The 24195-nt window shown below is 62.8% G+C and carries 23 protein-coding genes; 8 read left to right on the top strand and 15 right to left on the bottom strand.

The genetic code is table 11. The annotated features are described in order from the left end of the window. The first annotated feature begins 139 nt into the window (after nucleotides 1-139). Entirely contained in the window at nucleotides 140-1159 is a 1020-nt protein-coding gene (gene uvsE / locus IFT76_RS18680; protein ID WP_192059747.1) for a UV DNA damage repair endonuclease UvsE, read from the top strand. 148 nt (nucleotides 1160-1307) lie between these two features. Beyond that, nucleotides 1308-3665: a glycoside hydrolase family 65 protein gene (locus tag IFT76_RS18675; protein ID WP_192059745.1), complete on the top strand. Its 2358-nt coding sequence runs from the start codon at nucleotides 1308-1310 to the stop codon at nucleotides 3663-3665. A gap of 24 nt (nucleotides 3666-3689) precedes the next feature. Here IFT76_RS18675 and IFT76_RS18670 read toward each other — a convergent pair whose 3' ends face one another. Then, nucleotides 3690-4388 (bottom strand): SOS response-associated peptidase, encoded by a 699-nt coding sequence (locus IFT76_RS18670; RefSeq protein WP_192059743.1) that lies wholly within the window; start codon nucleotides 4386-4388, stop codon nucleotides 3690-3692. Between the two features lie 95 nt (nucleotides 4389-4483). Here IFT76_RS18670 and IFT76_RS18665 point away from each other — a divergent pair, with 95 nt between their 5' ends. Together IFT76_RS18665 and umuC are read left to right on the top strand one after the other, a co-directional pair. Beyond that, nucleotides 4484-4912 (top strand): LexA family protein, encoded by a 429-nt coding sequence (locus IFT76_RS18665; RefSeq protein WP_122477662.1) that lies wholly within the window; start codon nucleotides 4484-4486, stop codon nucleotides 4910-4912. Then, nucleotides 4899-6176 carry a translesion error-prone DNA polymerase V subunit UmuC gene (gene umuC, locus IFT76_RS18660; RefSeq protein WP_192059741.1) on the top strand — a complete coding sequence of 426 codons (1278 nt, stop codon included), beginning with the start codon at nucleotides 4899-4901 and terminating at the stop codon, nucleotides 6174-6176. The genes IFT76_RS18665 and umuC overlap by 14 nt, the downstream gene beginning before the upstream one ends. 59 nt (nucleotides 6177-6235) lie before the next feature. Here umuC and norR read toward each other — a convergent pair whose 3' ends face one another. Then, entirely contained in the window at nucleotides 6236-7822 is a 1587-nt protein-coding gene (gene norR / locus IFT76_RS18655; RefSeq protein WP_192059739.1) for a nitric oxide reductase transcriptional regulator NorR, read from the bottom strand. A 124-nt stretch (nucleotides 7823-7946) separates the two neighbouring features. Here norR and hmpA point away from each other — a divergent pair, with 124 nt between their 5' ends. After that, nucleotides 7947-9134 carry an NO-inducible flavohemoprotein gene (hmpA, locus tag IFT76_RS18650; RefSeq protein ID WP_192059738.1) on the top strand — a complete coding sequence of 396 codons (1188 nt, stop codon included), beginning with the start codon at nucleotides 7947-7949 and terminating at the stop codon, nucleotides 9132-9134. A 55-nt stretch (nucleotides 9135-9189) separates the two neighbouring features. Further along, complete coding sequence (locus tag IFT76_RS18645; protein WP_192059736.1) at nucleotides 9190-10272, top strand: NAD(P)H-dependent flavin oxidoreductase; 1083 nt, start codon at nucleotides 9190-9192, stop codon at nucleotides 10270-10272. A 43-nt stretch (nucleotides 10273-10315) separates the two neighbouring features. On the opposite strand, the gene IFT76_RS18640 is transcribed toward IFT76_RS18645, so the two are convergent. Together IFT76_RS18640 and IFT76_RS18635 are read right to left on the bottom strand one after the other, a co-directional pair. After that, nucleotides 10316-11353, bottom strand: coding sequence for an LLM class flavin-dependent oxidoreductase (locus tag IFT76_RS18640; protein WP_192055363.1), 1038 nt, complete (start codon nucleotides 11351-11353; stop codon nucleotides 10316-10318). 72 nt (nucleotides 11354-11425) lie between these two features. Then, nucleotides 11426-11911 (bottom strand): flavin reductase family protein, encoded by a 486-nt coding sequence (locus IFT76_RS18635; protein WP_122477673.1) that lies wholly within the window; start codon nucleotides 11909-11911, stop codon nucleotides 11426-11428. Nucleotides 11912-12147: 236 nt separating this feature from the next. Here IFT76_RS18635 and IFT76_RS18630 point away from each other — a divergent pair, with 236 nt between their 5' ends. Beyond that, nucleotides 12148-13551: a purine-cytosine permease family protein gene (locus IFT76_RS18630; RefSeq protein ID WP_192059734.1), complete on the top strand. Its 1404-nt coding sequence runs from the start codon at nucleotides 12148-12150 to the stop codon at nucleotides 13549-13551. A gap of 85 nt (nucleotides 13552-13636) precedes the next feature. On the opposite strand, the gene IFT76_RS18625 is transcribed toward IFT76_RS18630, so the two are convergent. The 5 genes from IFT76_RS18625 to ribBA all read right to left on the bottom strand — a co-directional run bounded on the left by IFT76_RS18625 (nucleotide 13637) and on the right by ribBA (nucleotide 18809). Beyond that, entirely contained in the window at nucleotides 13637-14791 is a 1155-nt protein-coding gene (locus tag IFT76_RS18625) for an ABC transporter ATP-binding protein (protein WP_192055362.1), read from the bottom strand. A gap of 9 nt (nucleotides 14792-14800) precedes the next feature. After that, nucleotides 14801-15610, bottom strand: a complete 810-nt coding sequence (locus IFT76_RS18620; protein WP_122477679.1) for an ABC transporter permease — start codon at nucleotides 15608-15610, stop codon at nucleotides 14801-14803. 6 nt (nucleotides 15611-15616) lie between these two features. Further along, nucleotides 15617-16555: an ABC transporter permease gene (locus tag IFT76_RS18615; protein WP_122477681.1), complete on the bottom strand. Its 939-nt coding sequence runs from the start codon at nucleotides 16553-16555 to the stop codon at nucleotides 15617-15619. Further along, a complete protein-coding gene (locus IFT76_RS18610) occupies nucleotides 16540-17565 on the bottom strand; it encodes an ABC transporter substrate-binding protein (RefSeq protein WP_192059732.1) in 1026 nt (341 codons plus the stop codon). The genes IFT76_RS18615 and IFT76_RS18610 overlap by 16 nt, the downstream gene beginning before the upstream one ends. A gap of 95 nt (nucleotides 17566-17660) precedes the next feature. Further along, the gene (gene ribBA / locus IFT76_RS18605; protein ID WP_122477684.1) at nucleotides 17661-18809 is read right to left on the bottom strand and encodes a bifunctional 3,4-dihydroxy-2-butanone-4-phosphate synthase/GTP cyclohydrolase II; all 1149 of its coding nucleotides are present in this window, start codon (nucleotides 18807-18809) and stop codon (nucleotides 17661-17663) included. A gap of 88 nt (nucleotides 18810-18897) precedes the next feature. Here ribBA and IFT76_RS18600 point away from each other — a divergent pair, with 88 nt between their 5' ends. Beyond that, nucleotides 18898-19200: a DUF1330 domain-containing protein gene (locus IFT76_RS18600; protein WP_122477686.1), complete on the top strand. Its 303-nt coding sequence runs from the start codon at nucleotides 18898-18900 to the stop codon at nucleotides 19198-19200. Here the strand turns inward: IFT76_RS18600 and IFT76_RS18595 are convergent. The 6 genes from IFT76_RS18595 to IFT76_RS18570 form a co-directional block, all read right to left on the bottom strand. Further along, nucleotides 19197-19760 (bottom strand): NUDIX hydrolase, encoded by a 564-nt coding sequence (locus IFT76_RS18595; RefSeq protein ID WP_192059730.1) that lies wholly within the window; start codon nucleotides 19758-19760, stop codon nucleotides 19197-19199. The genes IFT76_RS18600 and IFT76_RS18595 overlap by 4 nt on opposite strands. Nucleotides 19761-19765: 5 nt before the next feature. Beyond that, nucleotides 19766-20518, bottom strand: a complete 753-nt coding sequence (locus tag IFT76_RS18590; RefSeq protein WP_122477690.1) for a GntR family transcriptional regulator — start codon at nucleotides 20516-20518, stop codon at nucleotides 19766-19768. A gap of 125 nt (nucleotides 20519-20643) precedes the next feature. Continuing rightward, a complete protein-coding gene (locus IFT76_RS18585) occupies nucleotides 20644-21129 on the bottom strand; it encodes a flavin reductase family protein (protein ID WP_185793181.1) in 486 nt (161 codons plus the stop codon). 11 nt (nucleotides 21130-21140) lie between these two features. Further along, entirely contained in the window at nucleotides 21141-22622 is a 1482-nt protein-coding gene (locus IFT76_RS18580) for an aldehyde dehydrogenase (RefSeq protein WP_122477694.1), read from the bottom strand. Further along, nucleotides 22619-23452, bottom strand: coding sequence for an alpha/beta fold hydrolase (locus IFT76_RS18575; protein ID WP_122477695.1), 834 nt, complete (start codon nucleotides 23450-23452; stop codon nucleotides 22619-22621). Before IFT76_RS18575 ends, IFT76_RS18580 begins: the two co-directional genes overlap by 4 nt. Before the next feature lie 23 nt (nucleotides 23453-23475). Then, nucleotides 23476-24066, bottom strand: a complete 591-nt coding sequence (locus IFT76_RS18570; protein ID WP_192055351.1) for an amino acid synthesis family protein — start codon at nucleotides 24064-24066, stop codon at nucleotides 23476-23478. Nucleotides 24067-24195: the final 129 nt, after the last annotated feature.

The following is a 24195-nucleotide window of genomic DNA, read 5'->3' as shown; positions in this document are numbered from 1 at the left end:
AATTTACAATGTGTTGGCTACAGATTAAGAGTGGCGCAGGGCGTCTGTCAATTTGTGCAGTCGCGTGCACGGTTGCGGGGAAGGAACGGCGCGCGTCGTTGTCTATCGGCTATCCATTGAATGCCAGGCTCCTATCCAAATGACCATTCCGCGCATCGGCTTCGCCTGCCAATACCGACACGCGATCCGCGCCCTGACCCTCGCCGAACTGAAGCTCATCGAGGGCGCCTACAACCCTCGGACCACCACCTTGCGCTGGATGAACAGCGTTGCCACGCAGGTGGCTCACGAAAAGCTGCAAGAGGTCGTCCGCCACAACCTGCAGGCGCAACTGCAACTGCTCGACTATGTGGCGCAACTGCCCGAAGCCATGCGCATGCTGCGCCTGAGCAGCGACCTGCTGCCGTTCTACAGCCACCCGCAGGTGGCGGCGTTCTACCAGCAGCCCGAGCGCCAGGCGTGGCTGGCCGAACGCTTCGCGGCCATGGGCCAGTTGGCACGCGATTCAGGCATCCGCCTGTCTTTCCATCCCGGCCAGTTCTGCGTGCTGGGCTCGGACAAGCCACCGGTGGTGGAAAACAGCCTGGCGGAGTTCGAGTACCACGCCGACATGATCCGCATGATGGGCTACGGTGTGCAGTTCCAGGACTTCAAGTGCAACGTGCACATCGCCGGTCGCCTCGGCGCCGAAGGCATCCGCGCGATCTGGCCGCGCTTGTCCAGCGTGGCGCGCCACTGCATCACCTTCGAGAACGAAGAGAAGACCTACGGCGTCGACGACTGCCTGCAGCTCGCCGATCTGGCCCCTGTGGTGCTGGACATCCACCACTGCTGGATCAACGAGAACGACTACATCGACCCGAACGATCCCCGCGTGGACCGCATCATCGACAGCTGGCGCGGCGTGCGCCCGGTGATGCATTACTCGCAGCCCCAGGAGCGCCTGCAGGAACTGGGCTTCAGCGCCGAGCAGAAGCTGGAGATGCAAGCGCTGCTGCAGGCAGTGTCCAAGCGCGACCTGTATGGCCACAGCGAGCTTATGTGGAACCACTGGACCAACCTCTACGCGCTGCAGTTTCTCGAGCGCTTCGACATCATGTTCGAGGCCAAGCACAAGAATCAGGCCACCCTGGAGTTCCATCGGCGTTACATGATGTAACCACTGCGCACCCCCCAAGAGGCCGAACCTAGAGCCTGTGCATGGGTCTGCATTGAGGACTATCGACGCCTGCACACTCGAGGAATCCTTGCATGACGCTTACGCCGGTTACCGCTCTCGCCCCGTTGCACGCTCGTGGGCAACGCCCATGAAGGATCGCCCGACCCATTCCCTGGCCTTCGACCATTTCGACCTCGACGACGAACAGCGCCGCGAAGCGCTGTTCACCCTGGCCAACGGCGTGATCTCATGGCGCGCCTGTTCGCCCGAGGCCTGCGCCGTGCCACGGCCCGAAGGGCATTACCCCGGCCTGTACCGGGCGGGCTGGTACGACGATGCCGCACGCCAGGTCAACGGCACCACCACCCATACCGCGGCGTTGGTCAACCTGCCAGACCCCTTCGGCTTGACGCTGTCGCTCAATCACCAGCCGTGGTTAGAGCTTGGGCCGGACACCCTGCAGTCCTATCACCAGCATGTCGACATGCAGCGCGGTGTTCTGACCCGTCGGCTGTCGTTGCTGCTGGACGATGTTCCGGTCGAACTCGTCGAGACCCGTTTCGTCAGCCTCGCCAATGCACAACTAGCGGTGCTGCGCTGGGAGCTGCATGCCCAGAAACCGCTGACCGGCCTGCGCGTGCGTACGACGCTGGACAACAGCCGCGGCAATTATCTGATCGAACGCGACCGTGACTACGAAGGGCGCCGTTTGCACAGCCATCGCTGGGAACACCTGGTAGATGGTCGGGCAGGGGTCGTGGCGACCCTCGATGACTCGTCGCGCAAGGTCGCCGTGGCCGTGCAGACCTGCGCCCCGTGCCAGTGGCAGGGGCAAGTGGCGGACGACCGTCTGGTGCAGGAAGCTGATGTCGAGTGGCCCGAGCACGGCCCGCTGGTACTGGAAAAGCGGGTCATCGTTCAAGTCGACGACGAGTTTCACGGACTGTCGAGCAGCATGGCGGCACTGCCCGACGCCAGCCATGGCCAGTTGCTGGCGGCCCATGAGCAGGCCTGGCAGGACACGTGGGAATACGGGCGCATGCGCGTTGCCGATCCGGCTGTCGACCACCCCCTGCAGTTCGCCGGCTGGCATATCCAACAGACGGTTTCTCCACTGAGCATGAGCCATGACCTGGGTTTTCCGGCGCGCGGCTGGCAGGAGGGCTACTTCGGCCAGGTGTTCTGGGACGAGCTGTTCGCCTTTCCGTTGTTCGCCACCCACCGTCCGCAGTTGGCCAGCTCGTTGCTCGACTACCGCCATGCGCGTCTGCCGGCAGCGCGGCGCCGAGCCGCTCGGCTGGGCTGTTCCGGCGCAATGTTTCCGTGGCGCAGCGCCCACGATGGCGAGGAACAGACCCCGCCGTTCCAGTACTACCCCCTTTCCGGCCATTGGGTGCCCGACCCAACGCACCTGCAGCGTCACATCGGCTCGGCCGTGGCCTACGACGCCTGGACGCTGTACCTGGCCACCGGTGACGAACAGCAACTGGCCGGAAAGATCGGCGACCTGATCATCGAGGTCGCGCGCTACTGGGCCAGCGTGGCGCGCTTCGATGAATCCCGGCAGCGCTACGTCATCGAAGGCGTGATCGGCCCCGACGAATACCACAACGCCTATCCCCATGCCGAGCAACCGGGGCTGGACAACAACGCCTACACCAACCTGATGGCGGTGTGGACGCTGTGCCGTGCACTGGACGTGCTGCAGCGATTGCCGACGGCGCTGCGCGAAGACCTCGTCGAACGCCTGGCACTGCGTCCCGACGAGGCATCGCACTGGGAACATGTCAGCCGCAACATGTTCTTGCCATTCACCGCCGACGGTGTGCTCGACCAATTCGAGGGCTTCGAACGATTGCAGCCCGCCCCGGATGAGTGGAAAAGCGAGGACAACCCACGCCTGGACTGGATGCTCGAAGCCCGCGGTGATCATTGCGACCACTATCAGGTCAGCAAGCAGGCCGACACCCTCATGCTGTTCTACCTATTGTCCAATGAGCAGTTGCACGCCCTGTTCGCTCGCTTGCGCTACCCGTTCGACGACGACATCGCACGGCGCACCATGGACTATCACCTGGGCCACGTCTTCCACGAATCCAGCCTGTCGAAAACCGTCTGCGCCGGTGCGCTGGCTCATACCGACAGTGATGCCTCGTGGATGTACTACCAGCACTGCCTGCGCACCGATCTGGACGCCAAGCCCGACAGCGGCGTGCGCGAAGGGGTCCACCTGGCAGCCATGTCCGGTGCCCTGGACGTCATGCAGCGACATTACCTGGGTGTGTGTCCGGCCGTGGAAGGGCTGCGGGTGTTCCCGGCGCCACCGCCTGGTCTGGGCGACGTCAGCCTGGCAGTGCAGTTTCATGGGCAGTGGGTGGATGTGACGCGTATCGATGAAGTGATCACCGTGCACTTGCGTGCGGTGTCGACCCGAGCAATCACCTTGATCCACGCGCTGGGCACGGAACAGCTCGAACCCGGCTCGTCGGTCAACGTCAGCGGCTGAGTTCAGCAGGCGGCGAGCACGGCATCAGGACGCCTCATCAATGCGCGCAATCAGCTCCGCACCCTGGTTGCGCACATTGCCGACGGCCTTGCTCACCGTATGCCATCGGAAATCGGCCACCGGCCGGCCTTCATACTGGGCGATCTCCAGACTACGCTCGGCACTCACGTCGGCTTCCAGCCATTCCCGCGCCTGCTCCGGTGCCAGCACCACGGGGCGGCGGTCGTGGATATCGACCATGCCTTCGTTGCTGGCATCGGTGATGATAACGAAGCCATCGCCTTCACCGGGCTCAAGCCCAGGCGTGACCTGCGCCAGGGCGGCGAAGAACATCGGTGTCTCGTCCGCAAGATGAATGAACCACGGCTGCTTCTTTTTCGGGTCGTCGGCATCCTTGACCCACTCGTACCAACCGTTGGCCGGCACCAACACACGCCCATTGGGCCACAGTTGCTTGAAGAACTTGCCGGTGGCTACGGTTTCGACCCGGGCGTTGATCGGGGCAGGGCGCTTGCCCTGAGCCCAGAACGGCGCCCAGCCCCATTTCACCGAATCGATCAGCAAGCCTTGCTCAGTACCCTGCAGCACCATGGCGCGCTGCGTCGGCGCAATGTTGTAGCGTGCCTGCGGCTGTGGGTCGACATAGCTGATGACCTGCTGACGCGGGGCCAACTCGCGCAGATAGACCTCCATCGCTTCGTACATCGAGTAGCGACCACACATGGTGTTCTCCGTCAGATTGTCGCGGTCTTTGGTTGACCTCGAGGTTCTTACAAAGTTAACTGTATATTCGTACAGTATCAATACCAGGCAATCCCATGATCACCATTCTTGGCCCGCTCGCCCAGGGCAGCACTGCGCATCCGCTGTATTCGTTCAAGGTCCCGGCCGGTTTTCCCTCGCCTGCGGCCGACCACATGGAACAGCGCATTTCGCTGGACGAGCTGCTGGAAATCCGCGCACCGCACATCTACCTGGTGCGCATCCAGGGCGACAGCATGCAGGGCGCCGGGATCTTCTGCGGCGACCTGGTGATCGTGGATCGCTCGATCGAGGCCGAGCATGGCCATGTTGTCATCGCCGCAGTGAACAGCGAACCGGTGTGCAAGCGCCTGCACAAGCGGGGGCGCGAGGTGATCCTCAAGTCGGCCAATCGCGATTACCCGCCGCGCTACATCATGGAAGGCGACGAGCTGCTGATCTGGGGCGTGGTGACCTTCAGCGTACGCGCCCATGAAAAGGAATGAGCCGGTCTTCGCCCTGATCGACTGCAACAGCTTCTACGCCAGCTGCGAGCGGGTGTTTCGCCCGGACCTGGCGAAGACGCCGATCGTGGTCCTGTCCAACAACGATGGCTGCGTGATCGCCCGGTCTGCCGAAGCCAAGGCGCTGGTGAAAATGGCCTCGCCGTATTTCCAGATCAAGGACCTGCTGCGCCAGCATGGCATCGTGGCGTTTTCCTCCAACTATGCGCTGTACGGCGACATCAGCGAACGGGTGATGTGCATCATCGAGTCCATGGTGCCGGCCCTGGAGGTGTACAGCATCGACGAAGCGTTCGCCGACCTCACCGGCATGCACCAGGACCTGGACGCCCTGGGCCGCGACATTCGTGAACAGGTCTACCGGCGCACTGGCATCCCGGTAGGCGTGGGTATCGCCGGCACCAAGACCCTGGCCAAGCTGGCCAACCACGCTGCGAAGAAATGGCATAAACAGCTGGGCGGCGTGCTCGACCTGCGCGAGGCCGGTCGTCGCGATCGCCTGTTGAAGGTCACCCCGGTGAGCGATGTGTGGGGCATCGGGCGCAAGATGAGCGCGCACCTGCAGGGCATGAACATCGCCACCGCCTGGGACCTGAGCTGCGCCGATCCTGCGCTGTTGCGCAGCCGGTTCAGCGTGGTGATCGAAAAGACCGCCCGTGAACTGGGCGGCACGCCCTGCCTGGCGCTCGAAGACCCCGATCCGCCCAAGCAGGAAATCTGCTGCAGCCGGATGTTCGGCAAGCGCCTGACCGAGATCGCGCCGATCCGCGAGGCGGTGGCCAGCTACGTGATGCGCGCTTCGGAAAAACTGCGGGCACAGCATTCGTTGTGTCGGCAGCTGCGCGTGAGCGTGCGCACCGGCATGCTCAACCCGCTGGAAGCCAAGTACGCCAACGGCGTGGTGGTGCAGCTGCCATACCCCACCGACGATGTACGCCTGTTGACCAAGGCAGCGGTGCAGGGCCTGGAATTCATCTTTCGCAGCGGCTTCACCTACAGCAAAGCGGAAATACTCTTGCTGGGCCTGTGCCAGCGCGGCGAGTTCACCGACGACCTGTTCGCCAGCGCGCAACCGGCCGCCGCCGAGCGGCTGATGCAGGTGCTCGACCAGGTCAACGGTCGCTGGGGCAGGGGCACGCTGCGCCCGGCTGCGGTGCCGAGCAACCCCGACTGGAGCATGCGTCGGGAGATGATGAGCCAGAGCTATACCACGCAGCTCGAGCAGTTGTGGACGGTCAGGGGGTGAGCGTTCCATCGTGCCGGTAGCTAGGCGCTGCAAAAGACGCGGCACCCGGCGCTTCGTTCCTACAGGCGCTGAACGCTGACACCAAGCCGTGCCGCAAGCCTTGCCAGATTGGCGCGATCCAGACCAAGGCTCTTGGCCGCAGCGGTGATATTGCCGCGGTGCTGCATCAATGCGCTTTCCAGGAGCTCTTTCTTGTAGTCATCAACGGCGGCCTTGTAGTCGAGGGGCATCGACCGAACGGAATCGCTTGAACGCGTGAGCTCGGTTTCCAGGACTCTGGCGGTGGTCGGAAGGTCGAAGTCGTCTGCTATCAGAACGAGCATGTCTTTACGGGCTGAACCTGAAACCCGCTTTTTCGCCTTCAACACAGCTCTGGCGATCTGATGCTCCAGTTCGCGAACATTGCCCGGCCACGTGTATTGCCCAAGCGCACTTTTGGCGTGGGTAGCGAACCGCACCGGAGGCAGTGCCATGCGGTACCGGTTTTCCTCGGCGAACGCGCCTGCCAGAAGAAGGATGTCCTCCTTGCGCTCTCGCAGCGGCGGCACGCGCAGCGGATACACCGTCAGGCGATGATAGAGGTCGGCGCGAAATCGCCCTGTCCGAACTTCTTCGGCCAAGTCGCGGTTGCTCGCTGCCAGCAAACGAATATCCACCACGTGTGAACGGTCGGAGCCCACGCGCTGCACATCACCGCCTTGCAGCACCCGCAGCAGCTTGGCCTGCACCGACAGCGGCAGCTCGCCGATTTCATCGAGGAAGAGCGTGCCCCCACTGGCCATCTCGAATTTGCCGAGGCGGTTTTCGACGGCGCCTGAGAACGCGCCTTTGACGTGACCGAACAGTTCGCTTTCGACAAGGTGTTCCGGCAAGGCGGCGCAGTTGACGCTGATCATCGGCTTGTCGGCACGGTGAGAGTGGCTGTGGAGCCGACGCGCCACCAGTTCTTTGCCAACGCCCGTTTCACCGGTAATGAGTACCGTCAGCTCGCTGGGCGCCACCAGGTCGATTTCTCCCAGCAACTGTTTGAATGCCTCGCTGGTACCGATCATCCGTTGCGGTCCGCCTTGGTGGGCCAATCGGTAGGCATCGGCCCGCTTGCGTTCGCCGTCCAAGGTGCGCATCAGCTCGTCGAAATGCCCGGCGGCCACTACCGTAGCGGCAGCCAGGCGCGCGAAGGTTTCCACCGTCTGCAGATCGTCCTCGGAAAATTGACCCACCTTCAGCGCGTCTAGGGTCAGAACACCCCAGATTCTCTCGTTGATGCGCAGGGCGCAGCCCATGCAGTCGTGCACAGGCAACGCGCTGGCGCCGATCAGGCCGTCGTAGGGGTCCGGATAAGGACAGTCGGGCGCAAACAATATCGCTCCCGGTGCCTCGACGATCGCTTTCAAGCGCGGATGGCTGTCCACCGGGTACCGTCGCGCCATGGCATCCACCGCCAGCCCATGGGCGGCTTCAGGTATCAGAACGTGATCTTCGAGGCGCAGGATGGCAACGGCATCGGTGGGTACCAATTCGCGAAGCGCATCGAGCACACGCTGGTAACGGTGTTCTGCGCTGATCTCCGCAGTGAGATCGCTCAGCAGTGGCAGAAGCGCCTGGAGAGCCCGTGATGACTGAGTCGGAATGACCTTGCCTTTCATATTTGGGTCTTTTTAACCGAGTCTAAAAGACTCTTAAGAATAGATGAAGGACTGATTTTATTGGATTTTCTGTATGGCATAGCGGTTGCTATGAAGATAGCACCCATCTGCATCCGGAGTTCACATGCTCACTCAAGCTCAGCGCGACATCATCAAAGCGACCATCCCCCTGCTGGAAACGGGGGGTGAGGCACTGGCTACGCATTTCTATAACATCATGCTGGATGGCCATCCAGAGGTCAGGCCTTTGTTCAATCAGGCGCATCAGGCAAACGGCTCGCAACCTCGGGCGCTCGCGAACGGTGTGCTGATGTACGCCCGCAACATCGATCGTCTGGAAAACCTGGGACCGCTGGCAAGCCAGATCGTCAACAAGCACGTCGCACTGCAGATCCTTCCCGAGCACTACCCGATCGTGGGTGCTTGCCTGTTGCGCGCGATTCGTGAAGTGCTGGGTGAAGAAATCGCCACTGATGAAGTGATAGCAGCATGGGCGGCAGCCTATCAGCAGTTGGCCGACATTTTGATCAGTGCTGAAGAACAGGTGTACGAAAACGTCGCCGCCGCACCCGGTGGGTGGCGCGGCGGGCGCATGTTCCGGGTCGCCGGCAAGGTGCCTGAAAGCAGCGAGATCACCTCGTTCTACCTGGAACCGGTCGATGGCGAACCCGTCATTGCGCATGAACCGGGCCAGTACATCAGCCTGCGCCTGAACATCGATGGGAACGAGTGCCGGCGCAGTTACTCGCTGTCGGCGCCATCCTCGGGGGTGGGACTGCGCATCAGTGTCAAGCGCGAGCCCAGTGGTGTGGCTTCCAATTATCTGCACGACCAGATTATCGCTGGATCAGTGCTCGAGCTCTTTCCACCTTCCGGCAACTTCACGCTTGCAGAAGGTACCAAGCCATTGGTGCTGATCAGTGGCGGGGTGGGTATCACGCCGACGATCGCTATGGGTGAAATTGCGCTGCAGGCAGGTGATCGTCCTGTGGTATTCATCCACTATGCAAAAAATGCCCAGGCTCAAGCGTTCAGAGACCAGCTTCGTGAATGGCAGCAACGTTTCCCGCAGTTCAGGGCCTACATCGTTTACAACGAGGCCAGTGCCGATTCAGCAGCACAACCTGATGCCGTCGGCATGCCTTCGATAGAGCAGCTGCAGCAATGGTTGCCCGCTGACCGCAACGTGGAAGCCTATTTTCTCGGCCCCAAGTCGTTCATGGCGTTCATTAAGCGAAGCCTGCATGAAATGGGCGTACCGGACGGCCAGGCGCATTATGAGTTTTTCGGACCTGCAGAGGCGTTGGTCTAGCACTGGTCAGGTCGGATCGCTAACCGGCACGACCAATCGAGAGGAGGGATGAGAAATGCCGAAACCCGACATGCTGTCCGAATGGGGGATCACGCATCCGATCGTTCAAGCGCCCATGGTAGGTGTCTCGACGCCGCAATTGGCAGCGGCTGTTTCCAACGCTGGGGCATTGGGCTCCATCGGTCTGGGGGCCAGTACGCCAGAGCAGGGGCGTGAGTTGATCCGGCAGACCAGGGCGCTCACCCAGAGGCCCTTCAACGTCAACATGTTCTGCCATCGCCCGGCTGCGTTCGACCACGCCAGAAACGATGCGTGGTTGCAGTATCTTTCAAGTTTCTTTCCCGAGTTCGACGCTGCACCTCCGCCGGTCTTGAAAGAAATCTACAAAAGCTTCGTCGATGATCGAGCCATGCTCGAGATGCTCGTCGAAGAAAAACCGTCGGTCGTCAGCTTTCATTTCGGCGCGCCGCCTGTGCAGTGGATCGATGAGCTCAAGTCGGCGGGTATCTGCGTCATCGGTTGCGCAACGACGTTGGCCGAAGCACAGCAGCTGGAGCGCGCAGGCGTTCAGGCCATCATTGCCCAAGGGTACGAAGCCGGCGGGCATCGGGGGGTGTTCGATGATGGGTTCGGACAAGACCAGCAGATGGGCCTGTTCGCGCTGTTGCGCATCATCGTTGAAACCGTGGATCTGCCGGTCATTGCCGCCGGCGGGATCATGGATGGTGCCGGGATAAATGCAGCGCTGATGCTCGGCGCAAGTGCTTGTCAGCTGGGAACGGCTTTCATTTTGTGTCCGGAGTCGTGTGCAACCCCAGAGCACCGGCAGGCGCTGAAAAGCGCGAAGGCGAGTCAAACACGGGTTACCAGCTATGTATCGGGCCGACCGGCCCGCGGGATTCCGAATCGTCTGTACCTGGAGTCCGGAACCGACAGCGTCCCCATGCCAGCCGAGTACCCGTTGGCCTACGATGTTGCCAAAGCCCTGCATGCAGCGGCCAGCGCCAAGGGATGCCACGATTTTGCAGCCCAGTGGGCGGGTCAGGGCGCACCGCTGGCCAGGGAGCTGCCTGCGCAAAGGCTCGTTCAGGCCCTTGTCGAAGAAATGCAGGCGGCCTCTCGCTTCAGTCATTCATGAAAAAACCGGGCAAGTGCCCGGTTCTTTCACTGACGCTTCAAGCTTATCGAAACGCTGGCACCACCTCATTGATGAACAGCTCCAACGACTTCTTCTTTTCTGCATGGGGCAGGCTGTTGTCGCACCAGAAGCTGAACTCGTCGACGCCCAGTTCCTGGTAGTACTTGATGCGCGCGATGATTTGTTCGGGCGTGCCGATCATGGTGTTCTTGCGGATGTTCTCCAGTTCGAACTCGGGGCGCTCGGCGAACTTGGATTCCGGGCTGGGTTCCAGGAAGCCGTTGACCGGGGTGGTCTTGTTGCCGAACCAGGCGTCGAAGGTGCGGTAGAAGCGCGAGATCGCCGTGGCGCCGACCTTCCAGCCGTCGGGGTCGTCACTGGCGTGAACGTGGGTGTGACGCAGCACCATCAGTTGCGGGCGAGGTACGTCAGGGTTGTTCGCCAACGCCGCTTCGAACTTGTTCTTGAGATCGACCACTTCCTCGTCGCCTTTCATCAACGGCGTGACCATGACGTTGCAGCCGTTGGCAACGGCGAAGTTGTGCGAGTCGGGGTCGCGCGCGGCGATCCACATCGGCGGCGTCTTGACTGGCTTCGGCACGCTGGTGGAGGTGGGAAACTTCCAGATCTCGCCATCATGGGCGTAGTCGCCTTCCCACAGTTTACGCACCACCGGCACCATTTCGCGCAGGGCGTTGCCGCCACTGCTGGCCGGCATGCCACCGGCCATGCGGTCGAATTCGACCTGGTAGGCGCCGCGAGCCAGGCCGACTTCCATGCGCCCGTTGCTGATCACATCCAGCAGTGCGCATTCGCCTGCAACACGCAGCGGGTGCCAGAACGGCGCGATGATGGTACCGGCGCCCAGATGGATGGTGGTGGTCTTGCCGGCCAGATACGCCAGCAGCGGCATGGGGCTCGGGGAGATGGTGTACTCCATGGCGTGGTGCTCGCCGATCCATACCGTGCTGAACCCGCCTTTTTCGGCCATCAGGGTCAGTTCGGTCAGGTCTTCGAACAGTTGCCGGTGGCTGGTCTTGTCGTCCCAGCGCTCCATGTGCACGAACAGCGAAAATTTCATCTTGCCTACCTCGGATCTGTTGGCGGTGATTCGTCCCGGCCGGGGGCTTGCCGCAGCCTGGGTATGGGAGTGTCAGGCGAAAGCGGGAAGGGCGCCCATTTTGCCGCGGCAGTAGACCAGCGGGCTTTGCGGGGCGCTGGGTACCAGCAGATTCTTCACCGCGCCAACCATGATTGCGTGGTCACCACCCTCGTACTCGCGCCACAGTTCGCACTCGATGACCGCAATGGCATTCTTGAGTACCGGATTACCCAGAGCGCTCATGCTCCACTCGATCCCGTCGGCCTTGTTCTTGCCTTTGCTGGCGAAGGCGTAGGCTTCGGCCTGCTGGTCGCTGGAAAGCAGATGGATGGCGAAGCGCTTGCTGCGAATCAAGTGGGGGTAGGAGTCGGCTTTGTAGTTGGGGCAGAACAGCACGAGGGCCGGATCGATCGACAGCGAGCTGAAGGCACTGGCGGTCATGCCGACCAGTTGGCCTTCGTCGTCCAGCGTGGTGATCACGGTCACGCCAGAGGGAAACGAGCCCATGACTTGTTTGTAGATTTCGGCATCGATCATCAAAGGCACCTCTCGTTTATTCGAATATTTGTTGGTCTGATGGTATACCAAAGAAATGTTTGTGCAACCCTGAATTTCAGTCGCCAGATACACAACTGGCAACGGCTTGGGGTGGCGGGACTGAGCGATCCACTTGCCTTTTCTTGGTATACCGTAATATGGTCTGTCTATCAGAAGCGGGTCGTTGCATCGATCCGGATTCCTACAAGAACAACAACAGACTCGAGTGAAAGACTATGTCCGAGCGTACATCGCAAGACCCATTGATCGAGAGCTACACCGTCGAGCAGGTCCCTTCCACCGAGCGCCATGGGCGGGCTCGGGACCTGTTCACACTGTGGTTCAGCACCAACATTGCGCCCCTGCCGATCGTGACCGGCGCCATGGTGGTACAGGTGTTCAACCTCAACCTCGCCTGGGGGTTGCTGGCCATCGTGCTCGGGCACTGCCTGGGTGGGCTGGTCATCGCCTTGTCCTCGGCCCAGGGGCCGCGGCTGGGCATTCCGCAGATGGTCCAGAGCCGCGGACAGTTCGGCCGCTTCGGCGCGCTGCTGATCGTGTTTTTCGCCGCATTGATCTATGTCGGCTTCTTCATCTCCAACATCGTGCTGGCCGGCAAGTCGATCCACTCGATGGTCGAGCCGATCTCCCTGCCCGTAGGCAGCGTGATCGGCGCCTTGGCCGCCACCGCCATTGGTGTGCTGGGCTACCGGTTCATCCATACCTTGAACAAGATCGGTACCTGGGTGATGGGCGGCGCACTGCTCGCCGGATTCGCCTATGTGTTCAGCCAGCCGTTGCCGGTCGACTTCCTTACCCGTGGTGGCTTCACCCTGGCGGGGTTCATCGCCACGGTGTCGTTGGGAGTGATCTGGCAGGTCAGCTTTTCGCCCTACGTATCGGATTACTCGCGCTATCTGCCGACCGATATCGGCATCGCCAAACCGTTCTGGGCCACCTATGCCGGTGCCACCCTGGGGACCATCCTGTCGTTCAGTTTCGGCGCGGTGGTGGTGCTCGCAACGCCGCCGGGCACCGAAGCGATGACTGCTGTGGCGCAGGCCACCGGGGCGCTGGGCCCGCTGCTGATGCTGCTGTTCCTGCTCAACATCATCAGCCACAACGCCCTGAACCTGTACGGCGCGGTCCTGGCCATCGTCACCGCTGTGCAGACGTTCGTGGCCCACTGGACGCCCAGCGTGAAAGTACGCATCGTGCTGTCGGCGCTGGTGTTGAGTGGCTGCTGTCTGGTGGCGGTGGGCGCCTCGGGTGACTTCATCCAGGACTTCATCGGCTTGATCCTGGCACTGCTGCTGGTGTTGGTGCCCTGGGCGTCCATCAACCTGATCGACTTCTACCTGATCAAATACGGCAACTACGACATCGAGTCGATCTTCGCCGCCGACGGCGGGCAGTACGGGCGCTTCAACTGGCACGCGATCATCGCCTACGCCTGTGGCATTGCCGTGCAGCTGCCGTTCGCCAACACCGCCTTGTATGTCGGCCCCTACGCCCACCTGGTCGAAGGTGCCGACCTCTCCTGGCTGGTCGGCATCGTGGTGACCTGCCCACTGTTCTACTGCCTGGCCACGCGCAAGCAACAGCGCGCAGAGCGGGTACGCGCCGGATACGCCAAGTAGTTCGAACCGACAGAAACAGCACCTGCAAAAAGGCCCCGATCACTCGGGGCCTTTTGCGTTGCGGGGTAGAAGGCGCGTTGCAGGCTCAGTGCGCGCCAGCCGCCTTGTTGAGGTCAGCGTCTTCCCACTGGGTGTACACGCAGGCATCCGCCGCTGCCCAGCGCACCTGGACCTGCTCACCGGCCTGCAAGGGCATGCCGGCTGCAGACAAGGCCTTGACCGTCATCGGCGTGCCACCCTGGGTCACGACGCTGCAGGTCTGGCTCTCGCCGAGAAACAGCGTCTCGGTGACCGTGGCGGCGATCTGGTTCCAGCCCGGCAGCAGCGGTTGCTCTGCAGCCTGCGCGGCGCTCAATGCCTGGGCTTTCTCGGGACGTACCATCAGCAGTACCTGCTGGCCCGTATTGGCGCCGGGTGTCAGGCGCATGCCCAGGCTGGCGCCTTCGAAGCTGCCGGAACCGTTGCTGGTGGTGGTCAGCTTGAGGAAGTTGGAGTTGCCCAGAAACGAGGCCACGAAGGCATTGGGCGGGTTCTGATAAAGGTCGTAGCCGCTGCCCAGCCCGACAATCTTGCCGTGGCTGAAAATCGCGATACGCTGCGACAGGCGCATGGCCTCTTCCTGGTCGTGGGTCACGTAGACGATGGTGATGCCCAGGCGCCGGTGCAGCTGGCGCAGCTCATCCTGCAGGTCTTCGCGCAGCTTCTTGTCCAGTGCGCCCAACGGCTCGTCCATGAGCAGAATGCGCGGCTCGTAGACCAGGGCGCGAGCGATGGCAACGCGCTGCTGCTGGCCACCGGACAGCTGCGAAGGGCGACGGTGTGCGAAGGCCTCGAGCTGCACCAGCTTGAGCATTGCGTCGACCTTGCGATCACGCTCGGCGCGGCCCAGCTTGCGGATGTCCAGGGGGAAGGCAATGTTGTCGCGCACCGACAGGTGCGGAAACAGCGAATAACGCTGGAACACCATGCCGATACCGCGCTTGTGCGGCGGCACGTTGACCAGCGACTGGCCGCTGACCAGGATCTCGCCGGAACTGGGTGTCTCGAAGCCTGCCAGCATCGACAGGGTGGTGCTCTTGCCCGAGCCACTGGAACCGAGGAAGGTCAGGAACTCGCCGTTCTTGATGTCCAGGTCGATATTGTCGACCGCAGCGAAGTCGCCGTAATGACGGTTCAGGCCGCGGAGGCTGACCAGGGTGTCGCCGGCCTGCACGGCCTGTTGTTTGATCACAGCACTCATGTCCAGCTCCTAGGCGTTGACGGGGTTACGGCGACGAATGATTTCGGCAGCCACCATGACCAGCACCGACAGGGCGATCAGCAGCGTCGAGGCGACGGCGATCACCGGCGTCAGGTCCTGGCGCAGGGTGGTCCACATTTTCACGGGAAGGGTCTGCAGGGTGGGGCTGGCCATCATCACGCTGAGGACCACTTCATCCCAGGAAACCAGGAACGCGAACAGGCCGCCGGCGACCATGCCCGGACGAATGGCCGGGAACGTGACCTTGAAGATTGCCTGCAGGCGGGACGCACCACAGATCACCGCAGCGTCCTCGATGGACTGGTCGAACAGCTTCAGCGAGTTGATGATCGAAATGATGGTGAAGGGCAGGGCGACGATCACGTGGCTGACCACGAACGAGAACACCGTGCCGGTGTAGCCCAGCTTGAGGAACAGCGCATACACGGCCACCGCGATGATCACCACCGGCACGATCATCGGCAGGGTGAACAAGGCATACAGCAACTCGCGGCCCGGAAACTTGCCGCGCACCAGCGCGAAGGCCGTCGGCAGGCCCAGCAGTACCGCGAACACGGTGGTCAGTGCAGCGACTTTCAAGCTCGACCAGGCCGCCGCCATCCACTCGGGGTTGGCGAAGAACTGCAGGTACCACTTGGTGGTCCAGCCCGGTGGCGGAAATACCAGCCACTGGGATGAGCCGAACGACAGCAGCACGATGAAGACGATCGGCAACAGCAGGAACAGGCCGATCGACCCCGTGGTGAGGTACAGGCCCACGCGCAGGCGTCGACTCATGGCATTGGGGGTAAGAAGCATGATGACTTACCTCGAATTGCTGGAGCCGACCGGGGATTCCGGTTGCAGCTTCAGATAGAAATAGAACAGCACCAGGGTGATCAGCACCAACAGTGCGGCAGCAGCGCTCGCCAGCCCCCAGTTGAGGAAGGATTGCACCTGTTGCACGATGAACTCGGGCAGCATCATGTTCTGCGCGCCACCCAACAGCGCCGGAGTGACGTAATAGCCCAGCGACATGACGAACACCATCAAGGCGCCGGAGAACAGTCCCGAGCGGCACAACGGCAGGAATACCCGGAAGAAGTTGGTCCACGGACTGGCGCCGCAGATGGCACCGGCCTGCAGCACCATCGGGTCGATGGCCTGCATGGTGGCCTGCAGCGGCAGAACGATGAACGGAATCATGATGTAGCTCATGCCGATCACCACCCCGGTCAGGTTGTGCACCATCTCCAATGGCTGGTCGATGATGCCCAGGGCCATGAGCAGCTTGTTGACCACCCCCGACGCCTGCAGCAGCACCAGCCAGGAGTAGGTGCGCGCCAGCAGGCTGGTCCACATCGACAGCAGCACGATGCTGAAGATCCAGCGGCCCCAGCCGCGTGGCACCAGGGTGATCACCCAAGCCAGTGGAAAGCCCAGCAATACGCTGAACAGAGTCACCAGCCCGGCCACCGAAAAGGTGTTGAACAACACCCGCGCATACGCCGAGTTGGCGAACAGTTCGCGGTAGTTGTCCAGCCCCGGTGTCGGCTCCAGCACGCCGCGCAGCAGCAGGCCAATGAGCGGGGCGAAGAAGAACAGGCCGAGGAACACCAGCGCCGGGATCAGGTTGCTCGACCCGCGCCAGCGCTGGATCAGGCTCGGGCGCGGCTGGGCGGCACGCAGCGCACCAGGGCCGCCGGCGGCGCCCCCGGTGCTGCCGAGGGCGGAGGGCGAGGACAGCTTCACTTGACCAGCCATTCGTTCCACCGTGTCGCGATAGAGGGGCCATTCTTGGCCCAGTAGGCGAAGTCCAGAGTGATCTGGTCGTCAACGTGCGCGGTCGACAGGTTGGGCGCCAGGACCGAATCCAGGCGCTGCACGCTTTCAGTGTTGACCGGGGCGTAGGCCGTCAGATTGGAGAAATCGGCCTGGCCCTTGGCACCGGTGGCGTTGGCCACGAAGCGCATGGCTGCCTCCTTGTTTTTCGAGCCCTTGGGCACGACGAGGAAGTCGGCCATCGCCAGGTTCTGCTTCCAGCTCACGCCCACCGGAGCGCCATCCTGTTGCAGGGCGTAGACCCGACCGTTCCAGAACTGACCCATGGTGACTTCGCCCGAGGCCAGCAGTTGCTGGGACTGGGCGCCGCCGCCCCACCAGACGATGTCCTTCTTGATCGAATCGAGCTTCTTGAAAGCGCGGTCGAGGTCCAGTGGATAGAGCTTGTCGGCAGCGACGCCGTCGGCCAGCAGGGCGATCTCCAACACGCCTGGGCTGGGCCACTTGTACAGTGCGCGTTTGCCGGGATAGGCCTTGGTGTCGAACAGTGCAGTCCAGTCCTGGGGTTTGCCGGCGCCGACCTTGCCTTCGTTGAAGCCCAGCACGAAGGAGAAGTAGAACGAACCCACGCCGTAGTCGGAGACGAAGCGCGGGTCCAGCTTGGTGCGGTCGATGACCTTGAAGTCCATGGGTTCGAGCAGGCCTTCGCTGGCCGCACGCAAGGCGAAATCGGCTTCCACGTCGACCACGTCCCACTGCACGTTGCCGCTCTCGACCATGGCCTTGAGCTTGCCGTAGTCGGTGGGTCCATCCATGACCACCGCGGTGCCGCTGCTCTTGCTGAACGGATCGGCCCACGACGACTTCTGCGCGTCCTGGGTGGTGCCGCCCCAGCTGACGAAGCTCAGCGTCTCGGCTGCCACGGCAGTGCCTGCCGTGAACGCCAGCGTCGCTGCGGCCAACACCGCTATCGCACGTTTTTTGAATACCATCTTGTACGCCCTCATTTGTCATTGTTTGAGCGGGCTGTTTCCACACCCGCGTATCGGGAGCAGTCAGGTCGTGGCGACCTGGACGATCGTTTGTTTCAGATGCCGTTGCCGTCCATGGCGGATGCATCCGGTCCGGGTGCCTGGAATGCGATGCTTTCGACCACTTCGAGGTCGTAGCCCGTGAGACCTGCGTACTTGAGCGGCGGGCCCAGGTGACGCAGTTTGCCGACGCCCAGGTCTTGCAGGATCTGCGCGCCGGTACCGACTTCCGAGTAGATGCGTGTCTGCGTACGCGAATAAGGGCGCACCGGCTGGGTCAGGTGCGGTACCCGCTCGAGCAGGGCCTGGGAAGACTCGTGATTGGCCAGCACCACCACCACGCCCGCACCGTGCTCGGCGACTTTCTGCAGCGCCGCCCACAGCGTCCAGTTGGCGGGACCTGTGTACTCGGCGCCGACCAGGTCGCGCAGCGGGTCGATGACGTGCACCCGCACAAGAGTCGGATCTTCGCGGCGGATGTCGCCCATTACCATGGCCATGTGCACGCCACCCTGGATGCGGTCTTCATAGCTGACCAGGCGGAACGTGCCGTGCACGGTAGGCAGCTCGCGCTCGCCCATGCGCGTCACCGTGTGCTCGGTGCTCAAGCGGTAGTGGATGAGGTCGGCGATGCTGCCGATCTTGATGCCGTGACGGGCAGCGAACAGCTCCAGGTCCGGACGACGCGCCATGGTGCCGTCGTCTTTCATGACTTCGACGATCACCGCGGCAGGGGTGAAGCCGGCCAGCCGCGCCAGGTCGCAGCCGGCTTCGGTATGCCCGGCGCGGGTCAGTACACCGCCTTCGCGGGCGCGCAGGGGAAAGATGTGGCCCGGTTGCACCAGGTCGGCGGCAACCGCCTGAGGCGCCACTGCGGCGGCAACGGTGCGCGCCCGATCGGCGGCGGAGATACCGGTGGTGACCCCGCTGGCGGCTTCGATGGAAACCGTGAACGCGGTGCCGAACCCGCTGCCGTTGCTGGGTACCATCTGCTCCAGCCCCAGCCGCTGGCAGCGTTCTTCGGTGAGGGTGAGGCAGATCAATCCGCGTGCTTCGCGGGCCATGAAACTGATGGCCTCGGCCGTGCAGCAGTCGGCGGCGAGCAGCAGGTCACCTTCGTTTTCGCGGTCTTCGTCGTCCACCAACAAGACCATCTTGCCTTGACGAAAGTCCTCGATGATTTCTTCGATGCTGTTGAACGCCATGCCTGCACTCTCTGGGATGACTGGTCTGGGATAACTGGCCTAATCGTGGTATACCATAATACGTACATTACCCCCTGTCGAGGTGAAAATGAAGGCTTATTGGATTGCTCATGTAGACGTTACCGATCCTGCGCAGTACGTGCTTTACACCCAGCGCGCGCCGGCGGTTTTCGCCCAGTTCGGGGGTCGCCTGCTGGCCCGTGGGGGGCGTTCGCAAGCCATGGAAGGCAGGGCCACGCCGCAGCGCAGCGTGGTGATCGAGTTCGATTCGTACGCCCAGGCGCAAGCCTGTTACGAGTCCAGGGAATACCAGGAAGCAGCCGCCCTGCGTGCGGGCGCCGCGAAGGCCGAAGTGATCATCGTCGAAGGTTGCGAGGCGGTCGCCGGCTAGCGCATGAAGTGGATGCGGCCGGTATCGTCGTTACCCATGTAGATGCCGTAGGTACCGGTCGCACGCTCCTGGATGTAGCGTTCCAGGATCTGCCGGATGGCGGGGTAGTAGATGCTGTCCCAGGGTATGTCCTGCGGCGCGAAGAACTGCCGTGCGGAAGTTTCCGGGCCGAATTCGTCGGTGATCTCCAGGGCCATCGCGCGAAAGATGATGTACACCTCGCTGATCCGCGGGACGCTGAAGATCGAGTACGGCGAGAGGATTTCGGCGCGCACTCCGGCTTCTTCCCACAGCTCGCGCAGGGCGCCTTCCTCGGTGGTTTCTCCGCTTTCCATGAAGCCTGCGGGCAGCGTCCAGGTGCCGGGGCGCGGCGGGATCGCGCGCTGGCACAGCAGGTACTTGCCGTCGGTTTCGACGATGCAGCCGGTAATAACCTTCGGATTGACGTAATGGATGTGGCCGCAACCGGAGCAAAAGGTCCGCTCATGGGTATCGCCCGCAGGGATTCCTAGGCTCAGACCGCAGGCACCGCATTGGGGGCAAAACCGTGGAGTGGCCATGGCGGTCAGCGTCCGATGCGCGGTTCGTTGAGGGCTATGGGCGCGGCGATGTCGCGCACCTTGTGGTCGTCGTTGCGCTGCTGACGCAATGATTCCAGGGCCACCTTCGCAGCGGCGCGGACGTGATCGACGGACGCTTGGTGCGCCGCCATCGGATCGCCGCTCTTGATCGCGGTGACGATACGTTCCATTTCGTCGCTACTGACGCCGCGGCGGTTTTCCTGCGACACCGAGGTGGCGCGCAGGTAGCTGATGCGGGCCTGCAACTGGCGCAACTGGGTAGCGGCGACCTGATTGCCCGAGCCTTCGAAGAGCACGTCGTAGAAACCCTGGACCGAGCTCAGGACGTCGGACAATGCACGCTCTTCGAGCGCCTTGCGGTTGACCGCCAACGCTTTTTCCAGGGCGCGGATGTCCCGGGCCTTGGCATTGAGGGTGAACAGCTGGACGATCAGGCCTTCGAGCACGCAACGCAGCTCATAGATGTCGCGAGCGTCTTCCAGGGTGATGATGGCCACGCGTGGACCCTTGGCGTCGGCGAATTCCACCAGGCCTTCGGATTCCAGGTGTCGCAGCGCCTCGCGCACCGAGGTACGGCTCACGCCCAGGCGCTCGCACAGATCACGCTCGACCAGGCGATCGCCCGGCAGGAGCTGGAAGTTCATGATGGCGCTGCGCAACTTGTCGAGCACGATTTCGCGCAGGGTGACGGGGTTGCGATTGACCTTGAAGCTGTCGTCGAGGGGCAGGCGTTTCATCGGGTCCGCTCTGTTGAAAAGGCAAAAAAACAGCGGCGAGTCTAGCACGCCACCCGGCCTTGCTGCCCAACGGCGACAGGCCAGATGCCCAGGTGCGGCTGGCCGGATGGGTCAGCGCAGGTCGATCATCCCAGGGTCGGCAATGCACCCAGTTTGCCGCGGTGGTAAAGCATGGGCGTCAACGGCTCGCTGGGCAGGATCAGGTTCTTCACTGCACCGACGATGATCGCGTGATCGCCACCGTCGTACTCGCGCCACAGTTCGCACTCGATGATGGCCGTGGCTTTCTCCAGCAGCGGGTTGCCCAGCTCGCTGAGGTGCCAGGCGATGGCCCGCGCCTTGTCCTTGCCCTTGCTGGCAAAGGCGTAGGCCTCCGCCTGCTGGTCTGCAGACAGCAAGTGAATCGCGAAGCGCTTGCTGTCACGCAGGATAGGGTAGGTGTCCGACTCGTAGTTGGGGCAGAACAATACCAGCGCCGGGTCGATCGACAGCGCACTGAATGCACTGGCAGTGATGCCGACGATGCCGCCTTCCGGGTCCAGCGTGGTAACCACCGTCACGCCGGATGGGAACGAAGCCATCACTTCTTTGTAGATGCCGGGTTCGATCATTTCAAATTACCTCAACGCATCACGAATGGGTCGGGCATGGGGGCCTGGGACAGGTTGATCCATACCGTCTTGAGTTCTGTGTAGGCCAGTACCGAATCAATGCCGCTCTCGCGGCCATAGCCACTGTTCTTGAAGCCGCCGATCGGCGCCATGGCCGATACCGCGCGGTAGGTGTTGACCCAGATGATACCGGAACGCACGTCACGGGCCAGGCGGTGGGCACGGCCCAGGTCGCGGGTCCAGATGCCGGCGGCGAGGCCGAACTGGGAGTCGTTGGCCATGGCCAGCGCTTCTGCTTCGGTGGAGAAGCGGATGACCGACGCCACCGGACCGAAGACTTCCTCCTGCATGATCTTCATGGAGTGGTTGTCGCATTCGAACAGGGTCGGCTGGTAGTACCAACCGTCGCTGTCGGTCTGTGCGCGCTGACCGCCCATGCGCAGGGTAGCGCCTTCTTCCAGCGCCTGCGCGACCAGGCTTTCGACCACGGCCAATTGCTGGGCGGTGGCCATAGGGCCCATTTCGCTGGCTTCGTCCTGGGGGTTGCCGATCTTGATGCGCTTGGCGCGCTCGACCAGACGCTCGACGAACTCGTCGTAGATCTCGTCCTGCACCAGCAGGCGCGAGCCGGCCACGCAGCTCTGCCCCGAGGCGGCGTAGATGCCGGCCACCACGCCGTTGATGGCGCTGTCCAGGTCGGCATCGGCGAAAATGATGTTCGGCGACTTGCCGCCCAGCTCCAGGGACAGCTTGGCGAAGTTTTCGGCGCTGCTGCGTACCACATGGCGCGCGGTGGCGGCACCGCCGGTGAAGGCGATCTTGCGCACCAACGGGTGGCGGGTGAGGGCAGCGCCGGTGCTCGGGCCGTAGCCGGTGACGACGTTGACCACGCCCGGCGGAATGCCGGCTTCCAGAGCCAGGCGCGCCAATTCCAGCAAGGTGGCGCTGGCATGCTCTGAGGGCTTGAGAACGATGGTGTTGCCGGCCGCCAGGGCCGGCGCCAGCTTGATCGCCGTCAGGTACAGCGGGCTGTTCCAGGGAATGATCCCGGCCACCACGCCGATCGGTTCGTGCACCGTGTAGGCGAACAGGTCAGGCTTGTCGAGCGGCAGTGTGCCGCCCTCCAGCTTGTCTGCCAGGCCTGCGGTGTAGTGGAAAAATTCGGGCAGGTAGCCCACCTGGCCGCGGGTTTCGCGGATCAGCTTGCCGTTGTCACGGCTTTCGAGCTGAGCCAGCGCTTCCTTGTTCTCGCCGATCAGGTCGCCCAGTCGGCGCAGCAGCTTGCCCCGGGCGGTGGCGGTAAGCCCGCGCCATGCCGGCGCCTCGAACGCCCGCTGTGCGGCCTGCACGGCGCGGTCGACGTCGGCCTCGTCGGCGTCGGGCAACAGCGCCCAGGGTTGGGCCAGGGCCGGGTTGTGACTCTCGAAGGTCTTGCCGGACAGCGCATCGACCCACTGGCCGTCGATGCACATCTGAAAGCGTGAAAGGGTCATGCGACGATCCCCTGTGCCTGGTTGTCCAGGCGCTGGGCCCGGGTGAGAAAATCCAACAACATCTGGTTGACCAGCCGGGGTGATTCCACCGGCATCATATGCCTTTGCTCGTGGAGTATCGCTACCTCGGCGTGGGGAATGCGCTCGGCCATTTCCCGGGCCATCTGTGGCGTGGAGCCCGGGTCGAGCTCACCCGTGGCGATCAGCGCCGGCGCCGCGATGCTGCCGAGGTCATCGGCGCGGTACATGTCCTGGGTGGCAAACAGCTCATAGGTGGTCAAGTAGCCCTGAGGATCATTGCTGGCCAGGGTCTCGCGCAGCGCGGCGATCTGCGCCGGGTTGGCCGCCTGATACTCGCGGCTGAACCAGCGCGACAACGCCGCCTCGGCGTTCGCGTTCGGGCCATGCTCGGCAGCCTGCCCGGTGCGTGCTATCACTCCCGCGCGCTGTTCCGCACTGCGGTTGAACACGCTGTTGAGCACCACCAGGGCCTGCAGGCGTTCGGGGTAGTGCAGGGCGAACGCCCGTGCCACCAGCCCGCCCATGGAAAAACCGATGACCGTCGCTGCGGGCACCTGCAAGTGGTCCAGCAGTTCGAGCAATTGGTCGGCATAACCGAGCAACGCGGTGCCAGGTGCAGGCAACGCACTGGCGCCATGTCCGAGCATGTCGTAGGCGATGACCCGATAGTGCGGCAGCAGCCCGACGAACTGGCCTCCCCACATTTCCTTGTTCAAGCCCACTCCATGGATGAACACCACGGGCGGGCCGTCACCCGCGGCCAGGTAACTGGTACCGGCCGCAGTGCGTTCAGCGGTAAGCCGAATCATGGAGCGCTCCTGAGTCAAGTGGGTCACTGGGCCTTTTCGGCAGCCAGCTCTTCCAGGTCGATGTAACGGTTGCCGATCCGCGGGTGCAGACGCCCGCCGTTGGCGCAGCCCAGGACGACGACGATCTCGTCGGCGCGCGGCGAATCCTCGATCTGCATTTCCAGGGTGACGTAGTGGGAGCGCAGGCCTTCGTCGTCCTTGTGCATCATCGGGATCTGGATCGAGGTGCCAGGGCCGCCGCGCTTGTTGGTGAAGCTCAGGTAGCTCTTGGCTTGCACCGCCTCGCGGTAATGGTTGCCGAAGCGCAGGGTGTGGATGACGGCCGAAGCGTGCTCGATTTCGCCGTCGGCACCGACCACCGCCGCCTTGCCGTAGGCCTCGATCTTGTCCGCGCCACCGATGCTGGCCACCAGGCGCTCGACCATCAGGGCTCCGAGGTCCGAACAGTTGGCCTTGATCTCCGGTTTCAGGTCATCGACGAAGCCGCGGCCCAGCCACGGGTTCTTCATGACCACCGCGAGGCCAACCATGGTCACGGGACTGTCGGTGGCCTTGCCGCCTTCGATGAGAGTCTCTTCGGAGTAAGTGACGATTTTGCGGATCTCGAAGCTCATGCCTGTTTCCTTCTTGGAGGGTTTGTATCTGGTATTATGGTATACCAAGAACGAGCTTCGGCAAGTGTTTTTTTGTGGCACGGGCGGTCTCGTCTGACTGCCCGTAGAACTGGGGATAGAACCCGGCTG

It is taken from the genome of Pseudomonas sp. CFBP 13727, from assembly GCF_014841915.1.
Taxonomy (GTDB): domain Bacteria; phylum Pseudomonadota; class Gammaproteobacteria; order Pseudomonadales; family Pseudomonadaceae; genus Aquipseudomonas; species Aquipseudomonas baltica.
The sequence above is the reverse complement of the archived record's forward strand: the minus strand, read 5'-3'. Positions and strand labels throughout refer to the sequence as shown.